The sequence below is a fragment of the Dietzia sp. NPDC055343 genome (genome assembly GCF_053645265.1).
On sequence record NZ_JBSHMJ010000002.1, the window covers coordinates 189,504 to 212,366 of the forward strand.

Annotated in this window: 15 protein-coding genes; 11 read left to right on the forward strand and 4 right to left on the reverse strand. The window is 69.9% G+C overall.

Going from position 1 to position 22,863, the window contains the following annotated elements; all coding sequences use genetic code 11:
• The first annotated feature begins 21 nt into the window (after nucleotides 1–21).
• Nucleotides 22–870, forward strand: coding sequence for a glycine betaine ABC transporter substrate-binding protein (locus ACWIE7_RS01950; RefSeq protein ID WP_452100001.1), 849 nt, complete (start codon nucleotides 22–24; stop codon nucleotides 868–870).
• A 115-nt stretch (nucleotides 871–985) separates the two neighbouring features.
• On the opposite strand, the gene ACWIE7_RS01955 is transcribed toward ACWIE7_RS01950, so the two are convergent.
• The 3 genes from ACWIE7_RS01955 to ACWIE7_RS01965 form a co-directional block, all read right to left on the reverse strand.
• On the reverse strand, nucleotides 986–4,753 hold the full coding sequence (locus ACWIE7_RS01955; RefSeq protein ID WP_454068471.1) for a multifunctional oxoglutarate decarboxylase/oxoglutarate dehydrogenase thiamine pyrophosphate-binding subunit/dihydrolipoyllysine-residue succinyltransferase subunit: 3,768 nt from the start codon (nucleotides 4,751–4,753) through the stop codon (nucleotides 986–988).
• Nucleotides 4,754–4,880: 127 nt separating this feature from the next.
• Nucleotides 4,881–5,576, reverse strand: coding sequence for a hypothetical protein (locus tag ACWIE7_RS01960; protein ID WP_454068457.1), 696 nt, complete (start codon nucleotides 5,574–5,576; stop codon nucleotides 4,881–4,883).
• Between the two features lie 116 nt (nucleotides 5,577–5,692).
• On the reverse strand, nucleotides 5,693–7,027 hold the full coding sequence (locus ACWIE7_RS01965; RefSeq protein WP_454068458.1) for a D-arabinono-1,4-lactone oxidase: 1,335 nt from the start codon (nucleotides 7,025–7,027) through the stop codon (nucleotides 5,693–5,695).
• Between the two features lie 142 nt (nucleotides 7,028–7,169).
• On the opposite strand from ACWIE7_RS01965, the gene ACWIE7_RS01970 reads away from it, so the two are divergent.
• The 5 genes from ACWIE7_RS01970 to ACWIE7_RS01990 are packed head-to-tail and all read left to right on the forward strand — an operon-like array spanning nucleotide 7,170 to nucleotide 13,687.
• Complete coding sequence (locus tag ACWIE7_RS01970; protein WP_452099998.1) at nucleotides 7,170–7,808, forward strand: TetR/AcrR family transcriptional regulator; 639 nt, start codon at nucleotides 7,170–7,172, stop codon at nucleotides 7,806–7,808.
• Between the two features lie 7 nt (nucleotides 7,809–7,815).
• Entirely contained in the window at nucleotides 7,816–8,997 is a 1,182-nt protein-coding gene (locus ACWIE7_RS01975; RefSeq protein ID WP_454068472.1) for an amino acid deaminase/aldolase, read from the forward strand.
• Complete coding sequence (locus ACWIE7_RS01980) at nucleotides 8,994–10,328, forward strand: M20/M25/M40 family metallo-hydrolase (protein WP_452099997.1); 1,335 nt, start codon at nucleotides 8,994–8,996, stop codon at nucleotides 10,326–10,328. Before ACWIE7_RS01975 ends, ACWIE7_RS01980 begins: the two co-directional genes overlap by 4 nt.
• On the forward strand, nucleotides 10,325–11,560 hold the full coding sequence (locus tag ACWIE7_RS01985; RefSeq protein ID WP_452099996.1) for an MFS transporter: 1,236 nt from the start codon (nucleotides 10,325–10,327) through the stop codon (nucleotides 11,558–11,560). The genes ACWIE7_RS01980 and ACWIE7_RS01985 overlap by 4 nt, the downstream gene beginning before the upstream one ends.
• Nucleotides 11,561–11,614: 54 nt before the next feature.
• Complete coding sequence (locus ACWIE7_RS01990) at nucleotides 11,615–13,687, forward strand: DEAD/DEAH box helicase (RefSeq protein WP_454068459.1); 2,073 nt, start codon at nucleotides 11,615–11,617, stop codon at nucleotides 13,685–13,687.
• Nucleotides 13,688–13,740: 53 nt separating this feature from the next.
• Here ACWIE7_RS01990 and ACWIE7_RS01995 read toward each other — a convergent pair whose 3' ends face one another.
• Nucleotides 13,741–14,457, reverse strand: a complete 717-nt coding sequence (locus ACWIE7_RS01995; RefSeq protein ID WP_454068460.1) for an HNH endonuclease family protein — start codon at nucleotides 14,455–14,457, stop codon at nucleotides 13,741–13,743.
• A 157-nt stretch (nucleotides 14,458–14,614) separates the two neighbouring features.
• On the opposite strand from ACWIE7_RS01995, the gene ACWIE7_RS02000 reads away from it, so the two are divergent.
• The 5 genes from ACWIE7_RS02000 (at nucleotide 14,615) to ACWIE7_RS02020 (ending at nucleotide 22,795) form a co-directional block, all read left to right on the forward strand.
• Nucleotides 14,615–17,578, forward strand: coding sequence for a DEAD/DEAH box helicase (locus ACWIE7_RS02000; RefSeq protein WP_454068461.1), 2,964 nt, complete (start codon nucleotides 14,615–14,617; stop codon nucleotides 17,576–17,578).
• Complete coding sequence (locus ACWIE7_RS02005; protein WP_452099992.1) at nucleotides 17,575–18,333, forward strand: hypothetical protein; 759 nt, start codon at nucleotides 17,575–17,577, stop codon at nucleotides 18,331–18,333. Before ACWIE7_RS02000 ends, ACWIE7_RS02005 begins: the two co-directional genes overlap by 4 nt.
• Nucleotides 18,334–18,383: 50 nt before the next feature.
• Nucleotides 18,384–19,571, forward strand: a complete 1,188-nt coding sequence (locus ACWIE7_RS02010) for a metallophosphoesterase family protein (protein ID WP_454057465.1) — start codon at nucleotides 18,384–18,386, stop codon at nucleotides 19,569–19,571.
• Complete coding sequence (locus ACWIE7_RS02015; protein ID WP_454068462.1) at nucleotides 19,568–22,240, forward strand: AAA family ATPase; 2,673 nt, start codon at nucleotides 19,568–19,570, stop codon at nucleotides 22,238–22,240. Before ACWIE7_RS02010 ends, ACWIE7_RS02015 begins: the two co-directional genes overlap by 4 nt.
• Nucleotides 22,241–22,315: 75 nt before the next feature.
• Nucleotides 22,316–22,795 carry a MarR family winged helix-turn-helix transcriptional regulator gene (locus tag ACWIE7_RS02020; RefSeq protein ID WP_452099989.1) on the forward strand — a complete coding sequence of 160 codons (480 nt, stop codon included), beginning with the start codon at nucleotides 22,316–22,318 and terminating at the stop codon, nucleotides 22,793–22,795.
• The last annotated feature ends 68 nt before the right edge of the window (nucleotides 22,796–22,863 follow it).

The window sequence follows — 22,863 nt, forward strand, 5'->3', positions numbered from 1 at the left end:
GCGGTTGTCGCGGGTGTCGCGGTGTCCGGATGCCAGGCGCAGTCGTCGATCGTCCCGGCGCACGAGGACGCCCCGGTGGTGGTGATCGAGACCGCGTCGTTCGCCGAGGCCGAGGTCATCGGATACATCTACGGCAACGCGCTCATTCGCGAGGGCTGGCGTGTGCAGCCCCGCCCGCAATCCGGCACCGGGGCTGAGGTCGTGGAGTCCGTGGCGAACGGCGAGGCCACGTTCACGGTGGGGTTCACCGGGAGTCTGCTGCGTCAGTTCGCCCCCGGCTCGCCGGCGGTGGCGGCCGATGAGGTCTACCCGGCGATGATGGCGGCCCTCCCGGAGGGCGTCACCGCGGGCGATCCGGCGCCGGCGGAGGACAAGCCCGCTCTGGTGGTCTCGCGCAACACCTCCGAGACGCACGGGCTCAGCACGATGTCGGATCTGGCGGGGCGGTGCGGTGAGTTCACGATGGGGGCCCGGGCGGAGATGCTCGCCGACCGCGAGCTGTTCACGGAGATCTCGCAGATCTACGATTGCGTGTTCGCCCGCCAGGTGGCGCTCGGTCCGAACCCGCGGGTCGTGCTCGATGCCCTGCGCTCCGGTCAGATCGGGGTCGGTGGGATGCGCTCGTCGGATCCGGTCCTCCACGAGGGGGACATGGTGATGTTGGACGACGACGACAACGCCATCACCGCGCAACATCTGGTTCCGGTGTTCCGCAAGGGCTCGCTCACGGAGGACCAACTCGCTCTGGTGAACCGGATCAGCGGTGAGCTGACGACAGACGATGTGCGTGAACTCCTACTGGGGATCGAGTTCGGGTCGGCTTCGGCGGTCGCGCTGGCCGACTTCTGGCTGAACGAACACGGCTACTGACCCGGGTCGATTCCGGGTGAGCCGGCCGGGGCCGGCTCCGCCGTCCCGCTCACCCCGCGAGACCACAAAGGGCCCGTCCGCACCGGACGGGCCCTTCGTGGTGTTCAGCGACGGGTCACTCGAATGCTTCGTCGACCAGAGCCTTCTGCTCGACGGCGTGGACCTTGCTCAGTCCGGTCGAGGTGGCGGCCATGGGTCGACGCGAGACCCGCTTGAGGCGCGGGAAGTTCTCGATCCGCTCCGGCAGCTCGAGGGCGAGGAAGCTCCAGGCACCCTGGTTGGCCGGCTCCTCTTGGACCCACCGGACCTCGGAGAGGTTCGGGTAGCGGTCCAGAGCCTCCCGCAGGCGACGGTGCGGGATCGGGTGGAGCTGCTCGAGGCGAACGATCGCGACGTCGTCACGCTCGTCCTTGTCGCGACGCGCGGCCAGCTCGTAGTAGAGCTTTCCGGACACCAGCAGCATCGTGGTGACCTTGCTCGCGTCGGCGTTGCCGTCGATGAACGCGGGGTCGTCCAGCACCGAGCGGAACTTGCCCGTGGTGAAGTCCTCGACCGCGCTGACGGCCTTCTTGTTGCGCAGCATCGACTTGGGCGTGAACACGACCTGCGGGCGCTTGATGCCGGTGGCATGGCGGCGCATGAGGTGGAAGTAGTTCGCCGGGGTCGAGGGCTGTGCCACCGTCATGGAGCCCTCAGCACACAGCTGCAGGAACCGCTCGATGCGTCCGGACGTGTGGTCCGGGCCCATGCCCTCGTGGCCGTGCGGCAGCAGCAGCGTGACCGAGGACTTCTGGCCCCACTTGGCCTCGCCCGAGGAGATGTACTCGTCGATGATGGTCTGGGCGCCGTTGACGAAGTCGCCGAACTGGGCCTCCCACATGACGAGCGCCTCGGGGTCACCCACCGAGTAGCCGTACTCGAATCCGAGACCCGCGTACTCGGTGAGGGCGGAGTTCCACACCTCGAAGCGGCCCTCGGCCCCGTCCAGATGCTGGAGGGGGGAGTACGTCTCGGCGGTCGTCTTGTCGACGATCATGACGTGCCGCTGGGTGAAGGTACCGCGCTGCGAGTCCTGGCCGGCGAGACGGACCGTGCGGCCCTCCAGCGTGAGGGAGCCGATGGCGAGCAGCTCCGCGAACGCCCAGTCGATGTTGCCGTTGTAGGCCATCTTCTGGCGGGCCTCGTAGACGGGCTTGACGCGCGGGTGGATGTGGAAGCCCTCCGGCAGGTTGCCGAAGGAGTCACCGATGGCGTGCACGACGGACTCGTCGATCGCGGTGACCACGCGCGGGAGCGGCTGGTCGGGCTCGATGGACTGCGACGCCGTCACGGGGTGCTTCTCGAGCTCGCGGACCTCGTTGAAGACCCGCTCGAGCTGTCCCTGGAAGTCGCGGAGAGCGTTCTCCGCCTCCTTCTCGGTGATGTCACCACGTCCGACGAGATCCTCGGTGTACGACTGACGGACGCTCTTCTTGCCGTCGATCACCTCGTACATCCGCGGCTGCGTCATCGACGGGTCGTCGGCCTCGTTGTGGCCGCGACGGCGGTAGCAGACGAGGTCGATGACGACGTCCTTCTTGAACTCCTGACGGAAGTCCATCGCCAGGCGGGCGACGCGGACACACGCCTCCGGATCGTCACCGTTGACGTGGAAGATCGGCGCGCCGACCATCTTGGCCACGTCGGTGCAGTACTGGCTGGAGCGACCGGCCCCGGGGGCGGTCGTGAAGCCGATCTGGTTGTTCACCACGATGTGGATCGTGCCGCCGGTCCGGTACCCCTCGATGAGCGAGAGGTTGAGGGTCTCGGCGACCACACCCTGGCCGGCGAACGCGGCATCGCCGTGCAGCATCAGCGGCACGACGGGGTACTCGGCACGCCGCTCGGCGTCCTCGATGAGGTCGTGCTTGGCGCGGACGATGCCCTCGAGGACCGGGTCGACGGCCTCGAGATGGGACGGGTTGGCGGTCAGCGAGACCTTGATCTCGTTGTCGCCGAACATCTGGTACTGGATGCCCTCGGCGCCGAGGTGGTACTTCACGTCGCCCGAGCCGTGGGCGGCCGAGGGGTCCATGTTGCCCTCGAACTCGGTGAAGATCTGCCGGTACGGCTTGCCCACGATGTTGGCCAGCACGTTGAGACGACCGCGGTGCGGCATGCCGATGACGACCTCGTCCAGACCGAACTCGGCGGCCTCGTCGATGACCGCGTCCATCATCGGGATGACGGACTCGGCGCCCTCGAGGGAGAAGCGCTTCTGGCCGACGTACTTGGTCTGCAGGAAGGTCTCGAACGCCTCGGCGGCGTTGACCTTGGACAGGATGTACTTCTGCTCGGCGACCGTCGGCTTGTCGTCGACACCCTCGATGCGGTCCTGGAGCCAGCCGCGCTGTTCGTTCTCCAGGATGTGGGTGTACTCGATACCGATCTTGCGGCAGTAGGCGGCCCGGAGCGCGGACAGCACGTCGCGCAGCCGCATCCGGTCCTTGCCGACGAACCCGCCGACCGAGAACTTGCGGTCCAGGTCCCACAGGGTGAGCTCGTGCGAGTTCACGTCTAGGTCGGGGTGGAACGTGCGACGACGCTGGGCGTGCATGCCGTCCAGCGGGTCGATGTCCGCCATGAGGTGACCGCGGTTGCGGTAGGCGGCGATCAGCTCGAGGACGCGGGCGTCCTTGTCCACGCGCGGATCGGTGATGTCCTTGCGCCAGCGGACCGGCTCGTAGGGGATGCCGAGGGCGCCGAAGATCTCGTCGTAGAAACCGTCGTCGATGAGCAGGCGGTGGATCTCACGGAGGAACTCGCCCGATTCGGCGCCCTGGATGACGCGGTGGTCGTAGGTCGAGGTGAGCGTGGTGATCTTGCCGATCGCGGAGTTCGCGAGCTGCTCCTCGCTGGCGCCCTGGAACTCGGCCGGGTACTCCATCGCACCCACGCCGAGGATGGCGCCCTGACCGACGGTCAGACGCGGCACCGAGTGCACGGTGCCGATGCCTCCCGGGTTGGTCAGCGAGATGGTGACACCGGAGAAGTCGTCCATCGTCAGCTTGCCGACGCGGGCCCGCGAGACGATGTCCTCGTAGGCGTCGAGGAATTCACGGAAGTCGAGCTTCTCGCAGTTCTTGATCGCGGCCACGACGAGGCTGCGGCCGTTCTTGGTCTTCATGTCGATCGCCAGACCGAGGTTGATCCCGGTCGGGGTGACGGTGTTCGGCTTACCGTCGATCTCCTCGAAATGGTTGTTCATGTTCGGGTAGGCCTTGATGGCCTGCACCATGGCGTACCCGATGAGGTGGGTGAACGAGATCTTGCCGCCGCGGGTGCGCTTGAGGTGGTTGTTGATGACCACCCGGTTGTCGATCATCAGCTTGGCCGGCACGGCGCGGACAGATGTCGCCGTGGGCAGCGTCAGCGAGGCGTTCATGTTCTTGACGATCGCGCCCGCCGGACCGCGCAGCACCTTGGTCTCGGGCTCCTCCGGCGGCGAATACTCGGGGGTCGTCGACTTGGAGGGGGCCGGGACGTCGGGCTTGTTCCGTGTCTCCGGGGTGCGTACCGGCGCCGGTACGCCCTCGCCGCGGGCCTTGCGGGCCGGAGCGGCGTCCGAATCGGGCTTGGCGGCCACGTCCTTGGCGGAGGCGGTCGGGGTGACGTCGTCGACTGTCAGGTCCGAGCTCTTCTCAGCCGCCTTCTTCGCGTCACCCCCCGCCGCGGCGGTGCCGTTGGACGAGTTCCTGCCGGAGGCGGAGGCGGCCTGCGGGTTGGCCTTGAAGAACTCGTGCCAGGACTCATCCACAGAGGAGGGGTCCTTGGCGAAGCGCTCGTACATCTCGTCTACGAGCCACTGATTCTGTCCGAATTGTGAGACGGTGTTGCTCACGATCTTGTGGTGCCTCTCTGGTTCTGTGGTGGGTTTCACACGGCGATGACACTCAGGCTAGACGTTCTGCCCGCAGCGGGCCTTCCGATCTCACCTGACAGGGGGATGCCACGCCTCGGTCACCCGGGGTTCACCCGGCCAACCAGGAAAGTGGGGGAGTGCCGAACGTGGCGTCGGCGGTGTCCACCACGGTCCGTCCGAGCTTGCGGTTGCCCCAGCCGCCGATGGCCGCGCCCAGGCCGGCCGGGGCGAGTTTGCCCAATGCCAACCCCGCCCGCTTCACCGCGAACTTGCGGACGAAACGATGCATCATCCTCGAGTTGATCTCCTTGAGGCCGGGTACGCGCAGCACCCTGCTCGCCAGCGACGCCCGGGAGGCCGAGCCCGCCCCGGAGCCGACGGCGTTGGCCAGGACGGCGGTGCCGGAGGCGCCGAGCATGACGGTCATGACCAGCAGTTCCTCGTGCTCGCCTTCGCGGACGTCCACGCCATGCACCTCGGCGACGGCAAGGGTGTAGAACGCGGCCGCCTCGAGGAAGACGAGCGATTCGGCACCGATCGCGCCGAAGGCGATGATGGTGCCGATCCCGGGGACGGCGGCGGTTCCGCCCACGGCCGCGCCCGAGGCGGTGACGGCGCCGAGGAACAACGAATCGAGCCGCGAACGGATCTGTGCCGGACTCTCGTCCGGGTGGTCCTGGCGTAGCTTGTGCACGTACCGGCGTGCGGCGCCGGACTGGAGTCTGATCGCTCGTCGGAGCGCTGCGGTGACCACCCCCGCGGCGGGGCCGGAGACGTCGGGCCGGGAAGTGTCGTCGTCGGACACGGGCTCACCTTCTTCCCTCGAGGTACGAGCTGGCGGGTGGCGCCGCGGGTCCCGGGTTCGGGTCCCGCTACGGAAACCAGGCTACGTACCCGCACGATAATCGTGCGGGCAGGTGGTCAGGGCAGGACGCGCTCGGTGTAGGTGTTGCCGAACACGCGGTCCGGGTCGAGGCGGTCACGCACGGCGACGAAATCGTCGAAGTGTTCGACCATCGAGGAGAGGTCGTCGGCGCCGCGGGTGTGCATCTTCCCCCAGTGCGGGCGGCCGTCCGCGGCGAGGAAGATCTCCTCGGCGAGCCGGAACAGTTCCGTGTGGTCCATGCGGTGGTACTGATGCACCGCGATGTAGCAGACCTCGCGGCCGTGGGCAGTCGAGAGCCACACGTCGTCGGCGGCGGCGAAGCGCACCTCCATCGGGAACGGGGTCAGCACGCCCGAGCGGTCGATCATGTCGCGGATGTCGCCGAGCACCGCGCCGGCCGCGGCGATCGGCACCGCGTACTCCATCTCGCGGAAGCGCACGCGACGCGGCGAGGCGAACACACGGTAGCTGCGATCCGTGAAGGTGCGTGCGGAGAGTGCGCGCGCGGTGAAGCGGTTCAGTCGCGGGGTGATCGAGGGACGCCGCGTCGCCGCCCGGCAGACCGCCTCGAAACCCTCGTTGGAGAGGAACTCGTCGCTGATCGCCGACTGCAGCCGGCCCACCGGTCTGAGGTCCGCGTCCCCCGGCAGGCGGGTGTTGCGTTTGACGTTGATCGCGTCGGTGTGGGGGAACCAGTAGAACTCGGCGTGGTCGGCCGAGCGTGCGAACCCCTCCATGTCCTGCAGGACGGCGGAGAGCGTCCACGGACGTTCGTCGGCGTGCAGGGCGAACGCCGGCACACACCGGATCGTCATCTTGGTGATGATCCCCAGGGCGCCGATCCCGAGCCGGGCCGCCGCGAACACGTCGGGGTGGGAATCGCGCGAGCAGGACATCACGGTCCCGTCGGCGGTGACGAGTTGGAGCCCCACCACGGTGGCCGGGAGGCCGGGGGCCCGGCACCCGGTGCCGTGGGTCCCGGTCGAGACCGCGCCCGCGAGGGACTGCTCGGCGAAGTCTCCGAGATTGGGCTGTGCGAGCCCGAGGTCCCACAGCAGCGGGCCGAGGCGATGCAGCCGCGTCCCGGCCCAGACGGTGACGTCCGCGCCGTTCACCCGGCCGTCGGCGCCCCGGGTGGGGACGATGGACTCGATCCCGGTGAGGTCGTCGAGGGAGATGAGGACCCCGTCCGTCGCCGCGGCCGGGGTGAACGAGTGTCCGGCTCCGACACACTTGACGCGGGTTCCCGATTCCGCCGCGGAGATCACCGCGGCGGTGACCTCGGCGACGGTCGTGGGGGCGGTGCGCCGAATCGGGTCGGCCACCACGTTGCCGGTCCAGTTCGTCCAAGGGGCTGCCGGGGTCGTCATGGATGCTGAGGTTACCCGCCGGCGGGCGGCCGTAGGTGATACCGAACGTCGGACCTGACCCGCGGCTATACGGTGGTGACGGAAAGGTCCGACGTCCCGGTTAACACTGTCAGCGTCGTCGTCGGCGTCGTACGATGAACGGGTGACCAGACGACTTCCTGCCGATCAGCGCCGTGCGCAACTTCTCCGGGCCGCCCTGGAGATCGCCGAACACGACGGGCTGGGGGCTGTGACCGTCCGGGGCGTCGCCGAGCGCGCAGGCGTGTCGCTCGGCGTGGTCCACTACTGCTACACCGATAAGGAAGAACTTCTGCGCGAACTGATCGGGGCGGTGAACTCCGAAGTCCACCAGGCGGCCACCGCGTTCGTCAGCGTGGACTTCGATTCCGGGGTCAGCGGCGTGAACGGGCTGCGGCAGCGTCTGTACGAGGCCATCGACCTGGTCTGGGCGGTCATCACCGCCTCGCCGGACCGGCAGCTCCTCACCTACGAGATCGTGTCCTATTCCCTGCGTACCTACGGGTTGCCCGAGGTGGGGCTGGCGCGTGATCAGCAGGAATCCAACGAGGCGATCGTCCGTTCGGTGCTCGAACGCACTGCCGCCTCCGCGGGCATGCGGTGGGGGATGGGCCTGGACGAGATCACCCGGGTGGTGCTGGCGATCGTCGTCGGTATCGGTCAGAGGTGGCAGATCTATCGCGACGACGACGAGGCGAACACCCTCCTGCACCATGCCGTCGACCTGGTCGTGCGCGACGCGCAGGCCCTGGACGCCGCGTGATCCGGGGATGACGCCGGTGTCGGACGTGACGGCCGCGCTCGAGGCGGCCACCTCGGAGCTCGACGCGCCGCTGGCGGCACTACATCTGCCGAGCCTGCGGGCGAACCTCGAGGATCTCCGTCGACGGGCCGCAGGGACCCGAATCCGGATCGCGAGCAAGTCGGTGCGGTCGCGGGGGGTGTTGCGAGAGGCGCTCGGACAGGGCCTCCGGGGCGACGGCGCGGTGAGCGGGATCATGGCTTATTCGCTGTCCGAGGCGTTGTGGCTGGTCGAATCCGGCTGTGACGACGTCCTTCTGGGCTATCCGACTGTGGACCGCGCGGCGCTCACCGCGTTGGCGGGCGACGAGGGGGCGCTGGCGGCGGTCACGCTGATGGTGGACGACGTCCGACAACTCGATATCGCCCGTGACGCCGGCGCGACCGGTGCTCGCGTGTGCGTTGACGTGGACTGTTCGCTCCGCCTGGGCCCCGTCCACCTCGGCGTGCGCCGGTCGCCGTTGCGGGACTCCACGGACGTAGAGTCATTGGTCCGGCAGGCTGTGGGCATGGGCTTCCGCGTCGTGGGCGCGATGTTCTACGAGGCGCAGGTCGCCGGGGTGCCGGACAACGTTCGTGGGATCGGCCCGGTCAAGCGGCTGTCGATGCGCCGCCTGGTGGCGATCCGCGAGGCCGTGGCGGAGACGATCGAGAGACTCACCGGCTCGACGCCCGAGATCATCAACTCCGGGGGCTCCGGTTCCGTCGCGCAGAGCGCCGCGGCCCCCGCGGTCACCGAGGTCACGGCGGGTTCCGGTCTGTACGTCCCGGGTCTGTTCGACCACTACCGGACCTTCACGCCCCGCCCCTCGCTGTTCTTCGCGCTGCCGGCGGTGCGGACCCCGGCGCGGGGTCTCACCACCTTCCTCTACGGCGGATACGTGGCCTCCGGGGTGCCCGGGTGGGATCGACTCCCGGTGCCCGCGGCGCCGAGCGGGCTCCGTTTCCTCGGTCGCGAGGGGGCCGGCGAGGTCCAGACCCCGATGCGGGGCGAGGTGGCCATCGGCGAGCGGGCGTGGTGGCGGCACGCGAAGGCGGGTGAACTGTGCGAGCGGTTCGACACACTGCACGTCGTGGACGACACTGCTGAGGGGCCAGCCGTGGTGGAGAGCTGGCCCACCTACCGTGGCGAAGGGAAGTGTTTCGGATGAGCGTCGGCCAGTCGATGTCCGAGGAGGCCCGCGAGCGGCTGTACTCCGAGGCGGTGTCCATCACCGCGGACCTGGTCTCGATCGATTCGACGAACACCGGCGATCCCGCCACGATCGGCGACGGTGAGACGCGCGTGTGCCGTCGGATCGCCGAATACCTCGACGAGGTCGGGATCACCAGTGAGCTGGTGGAATCCGTGCCCGGCCGCGGAAGTCTGTTCGCACGGGTCGAGGGCTCCGACCCGGAAGCCGGGGGCCTGGTCGTGCACGGACACGTCGACGTCGTTCCCGCGGTCGCCGAGGACTGGACCGTACCGCCGTTCGCCGGTGAGATCCGGGACGGCTGGCTCTACGGCCGGGGGACCGTCGACATGAAGAACATGCTCGGTATGACCCTCGCCGTGATCCGGCACTACCGTCGTGAGGGCATAGTCCCCCGACGGACGCTGCTGCTGGCCTTCTTCGCCGACGAGGAGGCCGCCGGGATCATGGGGGCCAAATGGGTCGTCCGGGAACGTCCGGAGATCTTCGACGGCATGACCGAGGCCCTGAGTGAGGTCGGCGGTTGGTCTGTTCCTGTCCAGGGGCGCCGGCTGTACCCGATCGCCGTCGCCGAGAAGGGCGTCGCGTGGGCCAGGGTCACCGCACACGGGACCGCCGCACATGCCTCCCGTCCGACGGCCGATAACGCCGTCGCCGCGGTCGCCGGCGCGGTGAGCCGCGTCGCCTCCCGCGAGTTCCCGGTCGAGCCGACCGAAGCCAATACCGCGCTCGCCGCGGCCGTCGGACAGTTGGCCGGAGGCAGCGGAGAGGTCGCGGAGCTCCCGGAGCGGCTCGACGTACTCGGGCACTTCGGTCCCCTCGTCGCGGCCTCGCTCGCGCACACCGCGTCGCCGACGGTGTTGTCCGCGGGCTACAAGACCAACGTCATCCCCACCGAGGCGTATGCGGAGATCGACTGCCGCGTGTTGCCGGGTGGCGAGGACACGTTCCGCGACGAGATCGAGACCGAACTCGGCCCGGACGTCGAGGTCGAGTGGATCTGGGAGCCGCCGATCGCCGCGCCCGCGGACGCCGGGATCGTCGAGGTGATCCGTGAGGCAGTCCGCGGGGCGGATCCGGAGGCCCTGGTGGTGCCGTATCTCCTGCCGGCGAGTACGGACAACAAGCATCTCGCGCGGCTGGGAATCTCCGGGTACGGCTTCGTCCCGTTGCGCGTACCGGACGATTTCGACGTGTTCGGACACTTCCACGCCGTCGACGAGCGGGTGCCGGTCGACGCGTTGCACTTCGGGGCGGATGTGCTGGCCACCGTCCTCCGATCGGCGTGAGGGGCACTCCCGGCAGCGATTCGGACCAGGCTCAGCGCACGAGGCTGCCGGCGGACGTCTGGGTCCTCGTGGCCGCCGCGTTCGCGGTGGCACTCGGATACGGCCTCGTCGCTCCGGTTCTCCCGCAGTTCGCGACGAGCTTCAACGTCTCGGTGACCGCCGCGTCGGTCGTGGTGAGCGCCTTCGCCTTCTTCCGTCTCGTCTTCGCCCCCGCCGGCGGCCTCCTCGTGGACCGGCTGGGGGAACGCCGCGTGTACATGACGGGCCTGCTCATCGTGGCGGTATCGACCCTCGCTACCGGGCTCGCCCAGTCGTACGTGCAGCTCCTGGTGTTCCGCGGCCTGGGCGGGCTCGGTTCGACGATGTTCACGATCTCGGCCATGGCGCTGCTGACCCGTCTCGCCCCGCCGGGCGCACGGGGCCGGATCATGGGGCTCTACGCCACCGCCTTCCTGATCGGCAATATCGGCGGCCCCGTCCTCGGTGGTCTGCTGGCGGAGTTCGGCATGCGCGTCCCGTTCTTCGTCTACGCCGCCTCTCTGCTCGTGGCCACGGGCGTGGTGGCGGTCTTCCTCCGGGGTGGGCGGCGGCGTTCCGCCGACGACCAGACCCCGGAACAGAAGCCGTTGCCGGTCAGGGAAGCTCTGACGGACGCTCGCTACCGTGCCGCGCTCATCTCGAGCTTCGTGAACGGATGGGCGTCGTTCGGTGTGCGCGTCGCGATCGTCCCGCTGTTCGCGGCGGCGAACTTCGACGCGGGCCCGGGCATCGCGGGAACCGCACTGGCGTCGTTCGCCGTCGGCACCGCGTCGGTGATCTCCGTGGCGGGCTGGCTGTCGGACCGCTACGGCCGTCGGCCGCTGGTGATCGCCGGCCTGGTGATCTCCGGCGGCTCGACCGCGGTGATGGGGTGGTGCGACACGGTGCCCCTCCTGGTGGCGGCGTCGGTGATCGCCGGGATCGGCGCGGGCATCCTCAACCCCTCGCAGCAGGCCTCTGTCGCCGACGTGATCGGCTCGGACCGGGCAGGCGGCAAGGTTCTGGCCACGTTCCAGATGGCCAGCGACTCCGGAGCGATCCTCGGACCGATCGTGGTGGGGCTCGTGGTCGACGCTCTGGGGTACACGACCGGTTTCGCCGTATCAGGCGCCCTGTTGTTGGCCGCGGTCATACCCTGGCTGTTCGCGAGAGGGGCGCCCCGAGCCCCGGCCACTGCCGCGACGGGGGAGTGACCTGCGCTGTCGTCTCGCTTATCGGACCACCGACGCCGTAGCATGGAAGGCCTCATGAACAACAACGACGAGGACCGTACCGCCACTGCCGGCGACGAGGTCGACACCGACGCCAGCACGCCCGAATCTTCCGAGTCAGCCCCGGCCGGGTCCCCCGAGGCCGAGTCCACCGAAGCAAGCCCAGCCGGTGGCGACGACGCCCCCGGCGTCACCTTCGCCGACATGGGCCTCGCGCCCGCCGTGGCCAAGGCTGTCCAGGATGTGGGGTACGAGGTTCCCTCGGCCATCCAGGAAGCGACGATTCCACTGGTCCTCGAGGGGCGGGACGTCGTCGGACTGGCCCAGACCGGCACGGGCAAGACCGCGGCCTTCGCGCTGCCGATCCTCTCGCTCATCGACCCGGCGGTGAAGAGCCCGCAGGCACTCGTCCTCGCCCCGACGCGTGAGCTGGCCCTGCAGGTCGCCGAGGCCTGTGTCACCTATTCGGCGAACATGCCGCAGGTCAACGTGCTGCCGATCTACGGTGGGCAGGCGTACGGCATCCAGCTCTCGGGGCTGCGGCGAGGCGCGCAGATCATCGTCGGCACCCCCGGCCGTGTCATCGATCACCTCAAGAAGGGCACGCTCGATCTGTCGGGCCTGCGTCACCTCGTCCTGGACGAGGCGGACGAGATGCTCGCGATGGGCTTCCAGGAGGACGTCGAGCGGATCCTCTCCGATACGCCTGAGTCGACGCAGGTCGCGCTCTTCTCCGCCACCATGCCGGCCGCGATCCGACGGATCTCGCAGCGCTACCTCACCAACCCGGCCGAGGTGAAGGTCGCGTCCAAGACCTCGACCGCGCCGAACATCCAGCAGCGCTATGTGCTGGTCCACCACCGCGACAAGCTCGATGCGCTGACCCGGATCCTCGAGGTCGAGGACTTCGACGCGATGATCATGTTCGTGCGCACCAAGTCCGCCACCGAGGAGCTCGCCGAGCGACTGCGGGCGCGTGGCTTCTCCGCCGCCCCGATCAACGGCGACATCCCCCAGAACCTGCGTGAGCGGACGATCGAGGCGCTCAAGGACGGCCGCACGGACATCCTCGTGGCCACCGACGTCGCCGCTCGCGGCCTCGACGTGCCGCGGATCAGCCACGTCGTCAACTACGACATCCCGCACGACACCGAGTCGTACGTCCACCGGATCGGCCGGACCGGCCGCGCGGGCCGCAGCGGTCACGCGTTGCTGTTCGTCACCCCGCGCGAACGGCGTCTGCTCTCGCAGATCGAGCGCGCGACCCGCCAGCCGTTGACCGAGATCCAGCTGCCGAGCGTGGACGACGTCAACGAGATGCGGATGGCCAAGTTCGCCCAGTCGATCACCGAGAGCCTGGACGACTCCAATCTCGCGCTCTTCCGTCGACTCGTCGAGGACTACGCGTCCGAGCATTCGGTGTCGATGGCGGATATCGCGGCGGCGCTCGCCACCCAGTCCCGCAACTCCGACGAGTTCCTCATGCGTGAGCCCGAGCGGCCGCAGCGCCGTGAGCGTCACGATGATCACCGGGACGGACGTCGCGATGATCGTCGGGATCGTCCGGCGCGGGACTTCTCCGACGGCCCGCGTCCGTCGCGGTCGGGCAAGGACATGGCGCAGTACCGGATCGCCGTGGGCAAGCGGAACAACGTCAAGCCCGGTTCGATCATGGGTGCGCTCGCGAACGAGGCGGGACTCCGCGGCGGTGACATCGGTCGCATCTCCATCCGTTTCGATCACTCCGTCGTCGAACTCCCGGCGGATCTGCCGGCCGATCAGATCGAGTCGATGAAGGGGATCGTCGTCGGCGGTGCCGAGATCGACATCCGTCCGGACTCCGGTCCGCCGTCGGGCCGACCGGGCTCGTACCGGGATGACCGGGGCGGTAAGCCGCGTGGTGGTGGCGGATACCGCGGCCAGCGTGGGGACCGCGACGACCGGGGCGGTGACAGCCGTGGCGGCAGGTTCGATGACCGACGCGACGACCGTGGTGGATACCGGGGTGGCGATGACCGCCGCGGGGGCGGTCCGCGCCGGGACGACGACCGCCGTGGTGGTGGCGGCGGATTCCGCGGCCGCTCTGGTGGCAGCCGCGACCGCTACTGACAGCTCCGACCCCCGGTGACGCCCCGGCCCGTTCACGGGCCGGGGCGTCGGCGTTACCCCGGGCATCTGCTGACCGCGCGCGAGAGCGCGTCATGGTCTGCATCGGTCACGGGCAGCCCGTAGGCGATCGCGGCCGTGAGGTAGCGGGCGGCGTAGAAGCAATGTCGCGCGGGATCGGGTGGCAGCCAGTCGGCGGGGGTGGAGTCGCTCTTGCGGGTGTTGACGTCCCCGGTGACGGCCACGAGGTTGTGGTCGATGTCGTTCGCGAACTCCGCGCGGCGTCGTGCGGTCCATTCCCACGCGCCGAGGTCCCAGGCGGCCGATAGCGGGAAGACGTGGTCGATATGGATTCCCCTCACGCCTGACCCGCCCACGTCGACCGTGCGACCGGTGTACGGGTCGACCAACACCCCGGAGGGGGCCGCGCACGCGCCCGTCGTGGCGCCGGCGCCGGTGTGGATGTCACGGGCGAGGACGTCCTGCCTGGTGGGACACCCGTTGCCGCCGCCGGGCGCCCCGGTCACGTCACTCCAGGCGGGCCCGAACACGCAGGCGGAGTCGCCGGAACAGTCCCGTTCGTACCCGGGTATCGCGGGTCGTTCAGGGACCACGGAGACCGCGTCGAGGAGCGGGGCGACACGGTCCCGCGTCGGGCTCCCGGGGGCGGATCCGCGGGGCTGACCGAGCACCACGACGAGCGCGAGCACAGCTGCCGTGAGCACGAACAACGCCAGTGCTCGTCGGGGGATCGGAGGGAGCTTTCCTGCCACGGGATGAGTATCCGTGCGCGGTCGCGCCCGACCTGCGCGTCGAGGGGCGGAGAGGGCGGGACCTGTGGAGGTGGCCGGGCCTGTGGAAAGGAGGACTACGAGGGGTCGCCGGGGTCATCGCCGACCCGATGTCGGACCTGCGTGCTTACATGTGGGCGTGACCCAGACACCCGAACCGCGCCTGCACGCCGTGTGGCAGTCGGGGGCCGTCGGTCTGTGGTGTGAGACGGGATTGCGGCGGCCGGGGTCCGTTGCGCCGGCCGGATCGGTGACGGCGGTGGGACGGGCCGGGGCGCCCGCGGCGGTCGTCGAGTTCCTCGAGCGGTATTCGCTCACCCACAAGCTCGCCGTGCGCGTTCCCGTCGAGGGCAGGGTCCGCGAGGCGCGGGTCCCGGGCATCCGCATCTCGGTCGGCGCCGCCATCGATCTGTGTCGGCTCCTCGAGGCCGGTGAACCCCCCGTGGGCGCCGGGCGTCCCGGTGGTGCCGGGGTCGGAGAGGGCGGAGCGCTCTGGGCGGGCGCGGCGCTACGGGCCCTGGCCGCGTTGTCGGCCGGTGTCGGCGCCTTCGTCCGGTCGGGGCATCTCGTTCCGGAACTCAGTCGTTTCGAGGGGGGCTGGGTGGCCGGGTGGTCTCTGGCGGCGTCACCGGTCGTGAGTGCGTGGGCCGCGGAGAGCCTGTCCCGGTGTCATGGACTGGTCACGAGCCGCGAAGAGCTGGATCGTCTGCTCGACGCGCTCACGGACCAGCATGCGCGCACGGCGCTCGCGCCACTTGCCAGGGATCGCCGCAGTGCGCTGGGCACGGCACTGATTATCGGAGCGGATGTGCCCTCCGGCGGCCAGGCGCTGGCCGGCGCCGTGGCGGAGTTCGGTCGGGCGGCCGCGGCCTGGGACGTGGAAGTGGTGTTCCGCATCGTCGAGCCCCAGTTCGGCGACGATGCGGGGGAGACCTCCGACGATTCGTCCACGGGCGAGGGCGGGGGTGAGGTCCTGTGGCGCCTCGAGGTCCTCGTGCGGACCGGCACCGATTCGCTCCGCCCCTACGCCGAGCTGCCGGATCCCTCGGTGGTCACGGATGCGGTGGGCGACGTCGCCGAGAGGGCCGTCCGGTCGTGGCCCCCGCTGGGACGGGCGATCCCCGCGCGGGGCGGACCGGATCTGCTCCTTCCCACCGAGCTCGTGGTGGAGCTGGTCGACGAGGGGGTGGAGGCCCTGCGAGGCCGGGGCGTCGAGGTTCTGCTCCCGCGGGCATGGACGCGGGTCCGCACCGCGGTGCGTGTCGTGGTGTCGGAGCCGGGGACGGAGACCGTCGACTCGGGTAGGCGGCTCGGTGTGGACCAGCTCAGCGATGTCAACTGGGAGATGATCGTCGACGACGAGCCGCTGGACGCCACCGAGGTGCAGATGCTCCTGGACAACGCGTCGGATCTGGTCAGACTTCGCGGGCAGTGGGTCCGGGCGGATTCCGGAGCACTGCGTCGTGCGGCCCGTTTCCTCGCCGCGCGCAGGGGCGGCCGGGTGACCGCCCCCGCGCTCGCGGCGGCGCTGATGTCCGAGGAGGCCGAGGGCGTCGAGGTGAACGCGCCCCCGACCCTGGACTGGATCCCCTCGTCGTCGTCGATCGTGGTCGATCTTCCCGACTGGTTCCGGGCGACTCTACGCCCGTACCAACTCGAGGGGTTGCGCTGGCTCACCGCGCTCTCGCGCGCCGATACCGGCGCGGTCCTCGCGGACGACATGGGGTTGGGCAAGACGATGCAGGTGCTCGCCCTCACCGCCTCCGAGGTCGGCGCCGTGGGCCCGACCGGCGAGCCGATCGGTCGGGTCGGCCCGACCCTGGTCGTCGCGCCACTGACCCTGCTGTCCACCTGGGCCAGAGAGGCGTCGACGTTCGCGCCGGAGTTGTCGGTGATGACCCATCACGGACCCGAGCGGGATCGTGACGAGGGGGCGGCCGAGCGGCTCGCAGCAGCCGATCTGGTGCTGACCTCGTACGGCACCGCTGCCCGGGATGTCGACATGCTGTCCGAGGTACCGTGGCGCCGACTCGTGGCGGACGAGGCGCAGACCATCAAGAATCCGTCGACCGGCGTGTCACGGGCGCTCATGGCGATCCCCGCCGAGCACCGGATCGCGCTCACCGGCACGCCGGTCGAGAACCGACTCGATGAGCTCCGCGCGGTCCTGGAGTTCGCCAACCCCGGGGCCCTGGGATCGGCGAGTACCTTCCGCGCGCGGTTCGCGGTGCCGATCGAGTCCCATCGCGACGAGGCCGCGGCGTCCCGGCTCCGGGCGCTCGCGGGGCCGTTCGTCCTACGCAGGCTCAAATCGGATCCGCGGGTGGTCTCCGATCTGCCGGAGAAGCAGCACATCCGGGTGGACGCTCCTCTGACGCGCGAGCAGGCGACCCTGTACCGCGCGGTGGTCGAGGACATGCTGGAACAGGTCAAGGAGTCGGAGGGCGCCGCTCGGAAGGGTGCCATCCTGTCCGGGCTCACGGCACTCAAGCAGGTCTGCAATCACCCCGCCCACTATCTCGGCGACGGTTCGGCCCTCCTTCGCGGAGGGCGCCACAGGTCGGGCAAACTCGCCGCGCTCGACGAGGTGCTGACCGAGATCCTCGCCAGCGACGAGAAGGTCCTGCTCTTCACCCAGTACCGGGCTTTCGGGGACCTCATCCTCCCGATGCTGGAGCGTCGGGCCGCCGCGGCGGTGCCGTTTCTGCACGGCGGCGTCACCGCCGCGGCCCGGACCGAGATGGTCCGCGGGTTCCAGAGTCCTGGTGGCCCCCCGGTGATGCTCGCGTCCCTGCGCGCCGGCGGCACAGGTCTGACCCTGACCGAGGCCAACCACGTCGTGCACCTGGACCGGTGGTGGAACCCGGCGGTTGAGAACCAGGCCACGGACCGGGTCCACCGCATCGGCCAGTCCCGGGTGGTCCAGGTACGGACGTTGGTCGCCCCCGGCACGGTGGAGGATCGCATCGACGAACTCCTGGAGGCCAAGCGGGATCTGGCGGAGCTGACCCTGGGGCCGATGGCCGGAGCGTTGACCGAGCTGGACGACGCGGAGCTGGGCGCGCTGGTCGCCCTGACCGATGAGGGGGTGGAAGAACCGTGAAGAGCGGACGGGGAATCGAGGCACGCTCCCGTGCCGGGCCGTTCGGCGCGCACATGTGGGCCAGGCGGTGGGTCAGCGATCTCGAATCCGGGGTCTCCCGCGGGGCAGCGCACCTGGCCCGGACCGACGCGCGCAATGACAAGGTCCTGTCCCTGGGACACTCGGGCCGGACGGTCCGCTGCGACGTCGAGAGCACCAGACCCCGGCCCTTCACGGTCGAGTTCACGTTCGCGCCACTGGACGAGACGGACTCGGACGCACTCCGCACGGCCCTTCGGCAGGAGGAGAACGGGGTGCTCGGCGCGTTGGCCGGGGATTTTTCGGACACGATCGGTTTCCTGCTGCTGCCCGCGGTCCACGGCGCGACCTCCTACTCGTGCCACTGCCCTGTGCAGACCGGGCCCTGTCGTCACGTCCTGGCGGCGGCGTACGTCATGGTCGAGTGGTGGGATGCCTCGCCTCAGGTGATGTTCGAGTTGCGTGGCCTGGGCGCCGACCAGTTGGGCGCTGTACTGAGGGGCCCCGGCGGCGAGGGCGACACGGTGGGTGTCGATGTGGAGGAGAGTCTGTGGGGCAGTGACCCGCTACTGCCGACGGTGCCCTCGCCCGCACCGGCCGGGCTCGAGGATCTGCTGGACGCCCCGGTCACCAGAAGGATGGCGGCCGCCGCGACCAACGACCCGCTCGAGCAGTTGCGCGTGGTCGCCGATCTCGAGGACTTCCTCGACGCGTTCGGCGACTACCGATCGCGCTGACGGCAGAGCCGTCCGGGACCGCTGTCGTACCCGCGACCTACGATGCGACCATGACCACCCCACGGGACGGCGACACCGTTCGATTCCTCCACTCGGCCGACTGGCAGCTCGGCATGACCAGGAGGTTCCTGGGTGACGAGTCGCAGGCCGTCTACACCGCGGACCGGCTGGCCGCGGTGGAATCGCTCGGTGATCTCGCCACGGAGCACGGTGCGCAGTTCATCGTCGTGGCCGGTGACGCGTTCGAGGACAACGCGGTCCCCAGGTCCGTGGTGCTCCGCGCGGCCGAGGTGTTGGCGTCGTTCCCCGTCCCCGTCCTCGTGCTGCCGGGTAATCACGACCCGCTGGATGTGTCGTCGGTTCTGCGGTGTCGGGACTTCTCGTCGGCGGTCGAGGGCGGCGCCGTCGTCGTTCTCGACGGATCCGGCCCGGTCGAGGTTCTCCCCGGAGTCGAGGTGGTCGGTATCCCGTGGACCTCCAAGCGGCCTGACCCCTCCCGCCTGCCCACGTTGCTGGAATCCCTCGAGCCGTCCGCGGCGCTGCGCGTCCTGGTGGCACACGGTGGAACCGACGAGGTCTTCGGCGGGCACTCGCCCTCGGTGGAGGCGATCGCCGTCTCCGCGCTCGAGCAGGCCGTCGACTCCGGGCGGCTCGACTATGTGGCTCTCGGTGATCGCCATTCGGTCACCCGCGTGGGCTCGGGGGAGCGGGTCTGGTTCTCGGGAAGCCCCGAGACGACGGACTTCGACGATGTGGAGAAGGATTCCGGTCACGCCCTGCTCGTCGAGCTCGAGCGCGCGCTCCCCGGTGGCCGGCGCGGGGGATCCACGGTGACACCCCTGCGGACCGGTCGTTGGTCATTCCTCGCGCTCAATGCACAGATCGACACGGACGCGGACCTGGATGCGCTCGCCACGCGGATCGAGGCGATCGAGGACAAGCCCCGCACGGTGTTGAAGCTGGGGCTGACCGGAACCGTCGGGGTCGCCCTGCGTGCGCGGATCGACGAGGAGGTGGACCGGTGGTCGGCGCTGTTCGCGTGCGCCTATCTGCGCGAGACGCGCACCCATCTGGTCGTGCGTGCGGACGACACCGATCTCACCGACCTCGTCGACGGGTACGCGGGGCGGGCGGTGGCGGACCTGATGGAGATGGCCTCGGCCGGTGGTCCGGAGGCCGAGGACGCCGGACATGCACTCAGTCTGCTGTACCGATTCGTGGACGGGGGGACACGATGATCCTGCACCGATTGATGCTCGAGGACTTCCGGGGCGTGACCCGTGAGGAGGTCGAGGTCCCGCACCGTGGGGTCCTCGTGGTCGAGGGGCCCAACGAGTCGGGCAAGACCAGCCTCATGGATGCGCTCGACATGCTTCTCGAGCACAAAGCGTCGTCCGGTCGCGCGGACGTCAAGGCGTCCAGTCCGGTGGGCAGGGATGTCCCGGTGGTGGTCGAGGCCGAGTTCACGATCGACGACCAACGGATGCTGTACCGCAAGGAGTTCGTCCGGGGTAAGCGGACGTCCCTGGAGTTCCCCGGGTCGGCCCGGCAGGCGATGTCCGGGGACGACGCGCACGATCACGTACGTGACCTGCTGGAACGACGAGTCGACCGCTCGCTCTGGCGGGCGCTGCGCATCGCCCAGGACGAGCCGATCGGGCAGGTCGACGCGGCCAGGGGAATGGACTCCTTGCGTCGGGCTCTCGATGCGGCGGCCGGTGGTGAGGACCCGACGGGGGACGACAACCTGATCTCGCGGGTCGCGGAGGAACGCAATCGCTATCTCACCACGCGGCGAGGCGAGCCGACCGGCGAGCTGGCCAGGTCGGAGGCCCGGCTGGTTGAGGCACGCACAGCGCTGTTCGCCGCCCGGGCCGGCCATGCCGAGCTGGACGCCGCTGTTGACGATCATGCCGCGCAGGCGGCGGTGCACCGGGCCCACACCGAGTCCTTGAGGACCGTGGAGGCGGAGGTGTCACGGCTGGAGGCAGCCGGGCTGGTGGTGGCCGATCGGAGGCAGATCAGTTCCGCCGCGGACACCGAGGTCGATCGGGCGGCCGCCGAACACGATGCGGCCGTGCGCGGCACCCGGGAACGAGCGACGCTTGTGGAGGATGTCGAGCGGGAACGCCGCAGGGCCGCAGATGCTCGCGCCGCCGTCGACACCGAGGGCGAGCGCCTGGCACCGGCCGAGGAGCGTGCCGAGGCGGCACGGTCGGCATTGGAGGCGGCCGAGGCGGATCTCACACGAGCGCGGGCGCACCTCGACGAGGCCCGCGAGGCCCGGGACCGCGAGCACCGCCGTAGCGAGCTCACGCGACTCGAGCAGCTCATCGAGACCGCCACGTCCGTCGGCGACGACCTGGCGGTCACCGGGACGCAGCTTTCCGAGGTGGAGATCTCGGCCGACGCGGTCGACGAGATCCGGTCTGCTGATGAGACGCTGCGAGAAGCCGTCGTGCGCAGCAATGCAAGTGCTCCGACTGTCGAAGTCGCGGGCAGTGGCGAGGTCGTCGTCTCCGGCGAGGCGCGGGACGCCGATCCCGGATGGTCCCAACGCATCGTCGAGGACACCGTGTTCGAGGTGGGAGATGTCTCGCTGACCGTGGTGCCGGCCGGCGATACGGACACCGTGCGCCGCGACGAGACCTCGGCGCGAGCGCGTCTGGCCGCGCTACTCGGGAAGCTCGGGGTGGCGGATCGGGAGGAGGCGGAGGACCGCGCTCGACGCGCCGACGCACTCCGCGCCCAGGTCGAGGCACTGCGCCGGAGGCGGGCGGACCTGCTCAGCGGGGAGACTCTCGACGATCTCTGTGCCCGCAGGGACGCTCTACGAGAACGGCTCGGCGCGGACGAGGCCGCGGAAGACCCCGAAGGGGTGGAGGACCGGGCGGCGGAGGGGACGTCGCCGGACATCGGATCCGGCGCGTCTGCGGACGAAGGCCCGGAGTCCGACCCCGTGGTCGTGGCGGCTCAGGCGGAAGAGACCCTGTCCTCGCGGCGGGCGGAGGATCGCGCAGCGGCGACCGAGGCGGAGACCATCCGCACGGTGTACGCCACGCGAACCGCGCTGGCCGAGGAGGGGGAGTCGCGGCTCGAGGAACGGGCCCGGGTCCTCGACGCGGCCCGCGCGGTCACGGCGGACGCGGAGCTGGCCGGAGCCGAGGAGCTGACCCGCGCCAGGCTCGAGGAGGCCCGGGAATCCGCGCGGGCGGCTCGCGCATCTCTCGATGAGGCGCTGTCCGACGCTCCTCCGGAGTTGCTGGAGAACGCCCGGGCGTCGCTTGCGACACTGCGGAACGAGGAGCGCGAGTCCGCCGGCGCGGTGGCCACCGCGCTGGGGCGGGTGAACGCGATCGGTGATCAGGGACGTCTGGGCGATGTGTCGGCCGCCGAGAGGGAGCTGGACGAGGCGGAGCGGGAGAATGGCGCCCTGTGGCGTCGCGCCCGCGCAGCAGATCTGCTGCACCGCACCCTGACCGCGCGCCGTTCCGAGGCGTTGCGCGCCTACCAGGAGCCCTTTCATCGAGCGGTCGTAGAGCTCGGTGCTCTGGTGTACGGCCGGGAGTTCGACGTGCGGCTCGGCGACGATCTGACGATCCTCTCGCGCAGGATCGGCGGCGTCACCGTGAACTACGACTCGCTGTCCGGCGGCGCCAGGGAACAGTTGGCGGTCATCGTCCGGATCGCCTGTGCCCGCCTCGTCGGCACGGACGGGGTTCCGGTGTTCCTGGACGACACGATGGGTTACACCGACCCCACACGCAGGCTGACCATGGGGGCCGTTATCGCCGCGGCTGCGACGACCTCCCAGGTCATCGTGCTCACCTGTGACCGGGCGAGGTTCGCAGGGATCGGTGGCGCGCGTACCCATGTGATGCGTCGATCCGGTCAGACTACGGAGTGAACACCGCTATCTGACCCCGTCCGCGCGGCGGTGCCTGACGCCGGTACCGGCCCCTGCCCGTGCTTGAATGGTCGTATGAGCGAGACACGCTGGTTGAACGATGAAGAGCAGCGCATGTGGCGTAGGTACCGAGACATGAATCAGCTGCTCGACCTCGCAGTCGAGCGCCAGCTACAGCGGGATGCTGCGATGTCGCAGTCGGATTACGCCGTGCTGGTGAGCCTCAGCGAGTCCGAACGCGGTGGACTCCGCGCCCGTGACCTGGGCGCGGCCCTCGGCTGGGACCGTAGCCGCGTGTCCCATCAGGTCCGGCGCATGGAGGGTCGCGGACTGGTCGCCAAGAACGAGTGCGCCGAGGACGGGCGCGGAACCATCGTCACGCTGACCGAACAGGGGGCCGAGGCGATCGGTTCCGTCGCGCCCAAGCACGTGGAGAAGGTCCGGGAACTGTTCGTCGACGTGATCAGCGACGACGAGGTGCGGATGCTGACCGACATCTATGAGCGGGTCGTCGCGCGTATCGACCAGGTCGACGGGATCACGCTGCCCGGCTGATACCACCCGAGTGGACCCGATGGGCCCGGCGGTGGACAGCGGAAGGGCCCGGGCATCTGCCCGGGCCC

Excerpts from the sequence above, each read along its gene's own strand:
- ACWIE7_RS01965 (WP_454068458.1), bottom strand. The coding sequence starts at position 7,027 with ATGACGACCCCGGCAGCCCCTTGGACGAACTGGACCGGCAACGTGGTG.
- ACWIE7_RS01975 (WP_454068472.1), top strand. The coding sequence starts at position 7,816 with ATGACGCCGGTGTCGGACGTGACGGCCGCGCTCGAGGCGGCCACCTCG.
- ACWIE7_RS01980 (WP_452099997.1), top strand. The coding sequence starts at position 8,994 with ATGAGCGTCGGCCAGTCGATGTCCGAGGAGGCCCGCGAGCGGCTGTAC.
- ACWIE7_RS01990 (WP_454068459.1), top strand. The coding sequence starts at position 11,615 with ATGAACAACAACGACGAGGACCGTACCGCCACTGCCGGCGACGAGGTC.
- ACWIE7_RS02010 (WP_454057465.1), top strand. The coding sequence starts at position 18,384 with ATGACCACCCCACGGGACGGCGACACCGTTCGATTCCTCCACTCGGCC.
- ACWIE7_RS02015 (WP_454068462.1), top strand. The coding sequence starts at position 19,568 with ATGATCCTGCACCGATTGATGCTCGAGGACTTCCGGGGCGTGACCCGT.
- ACWIE7_RS02020 (WP_452099989.1), top strand. The coding sequence starts at position 22,316 with ATGAGCGAGACACGCTGGTTGAACGATGAAGAGCAGCGCATGTGGCGT.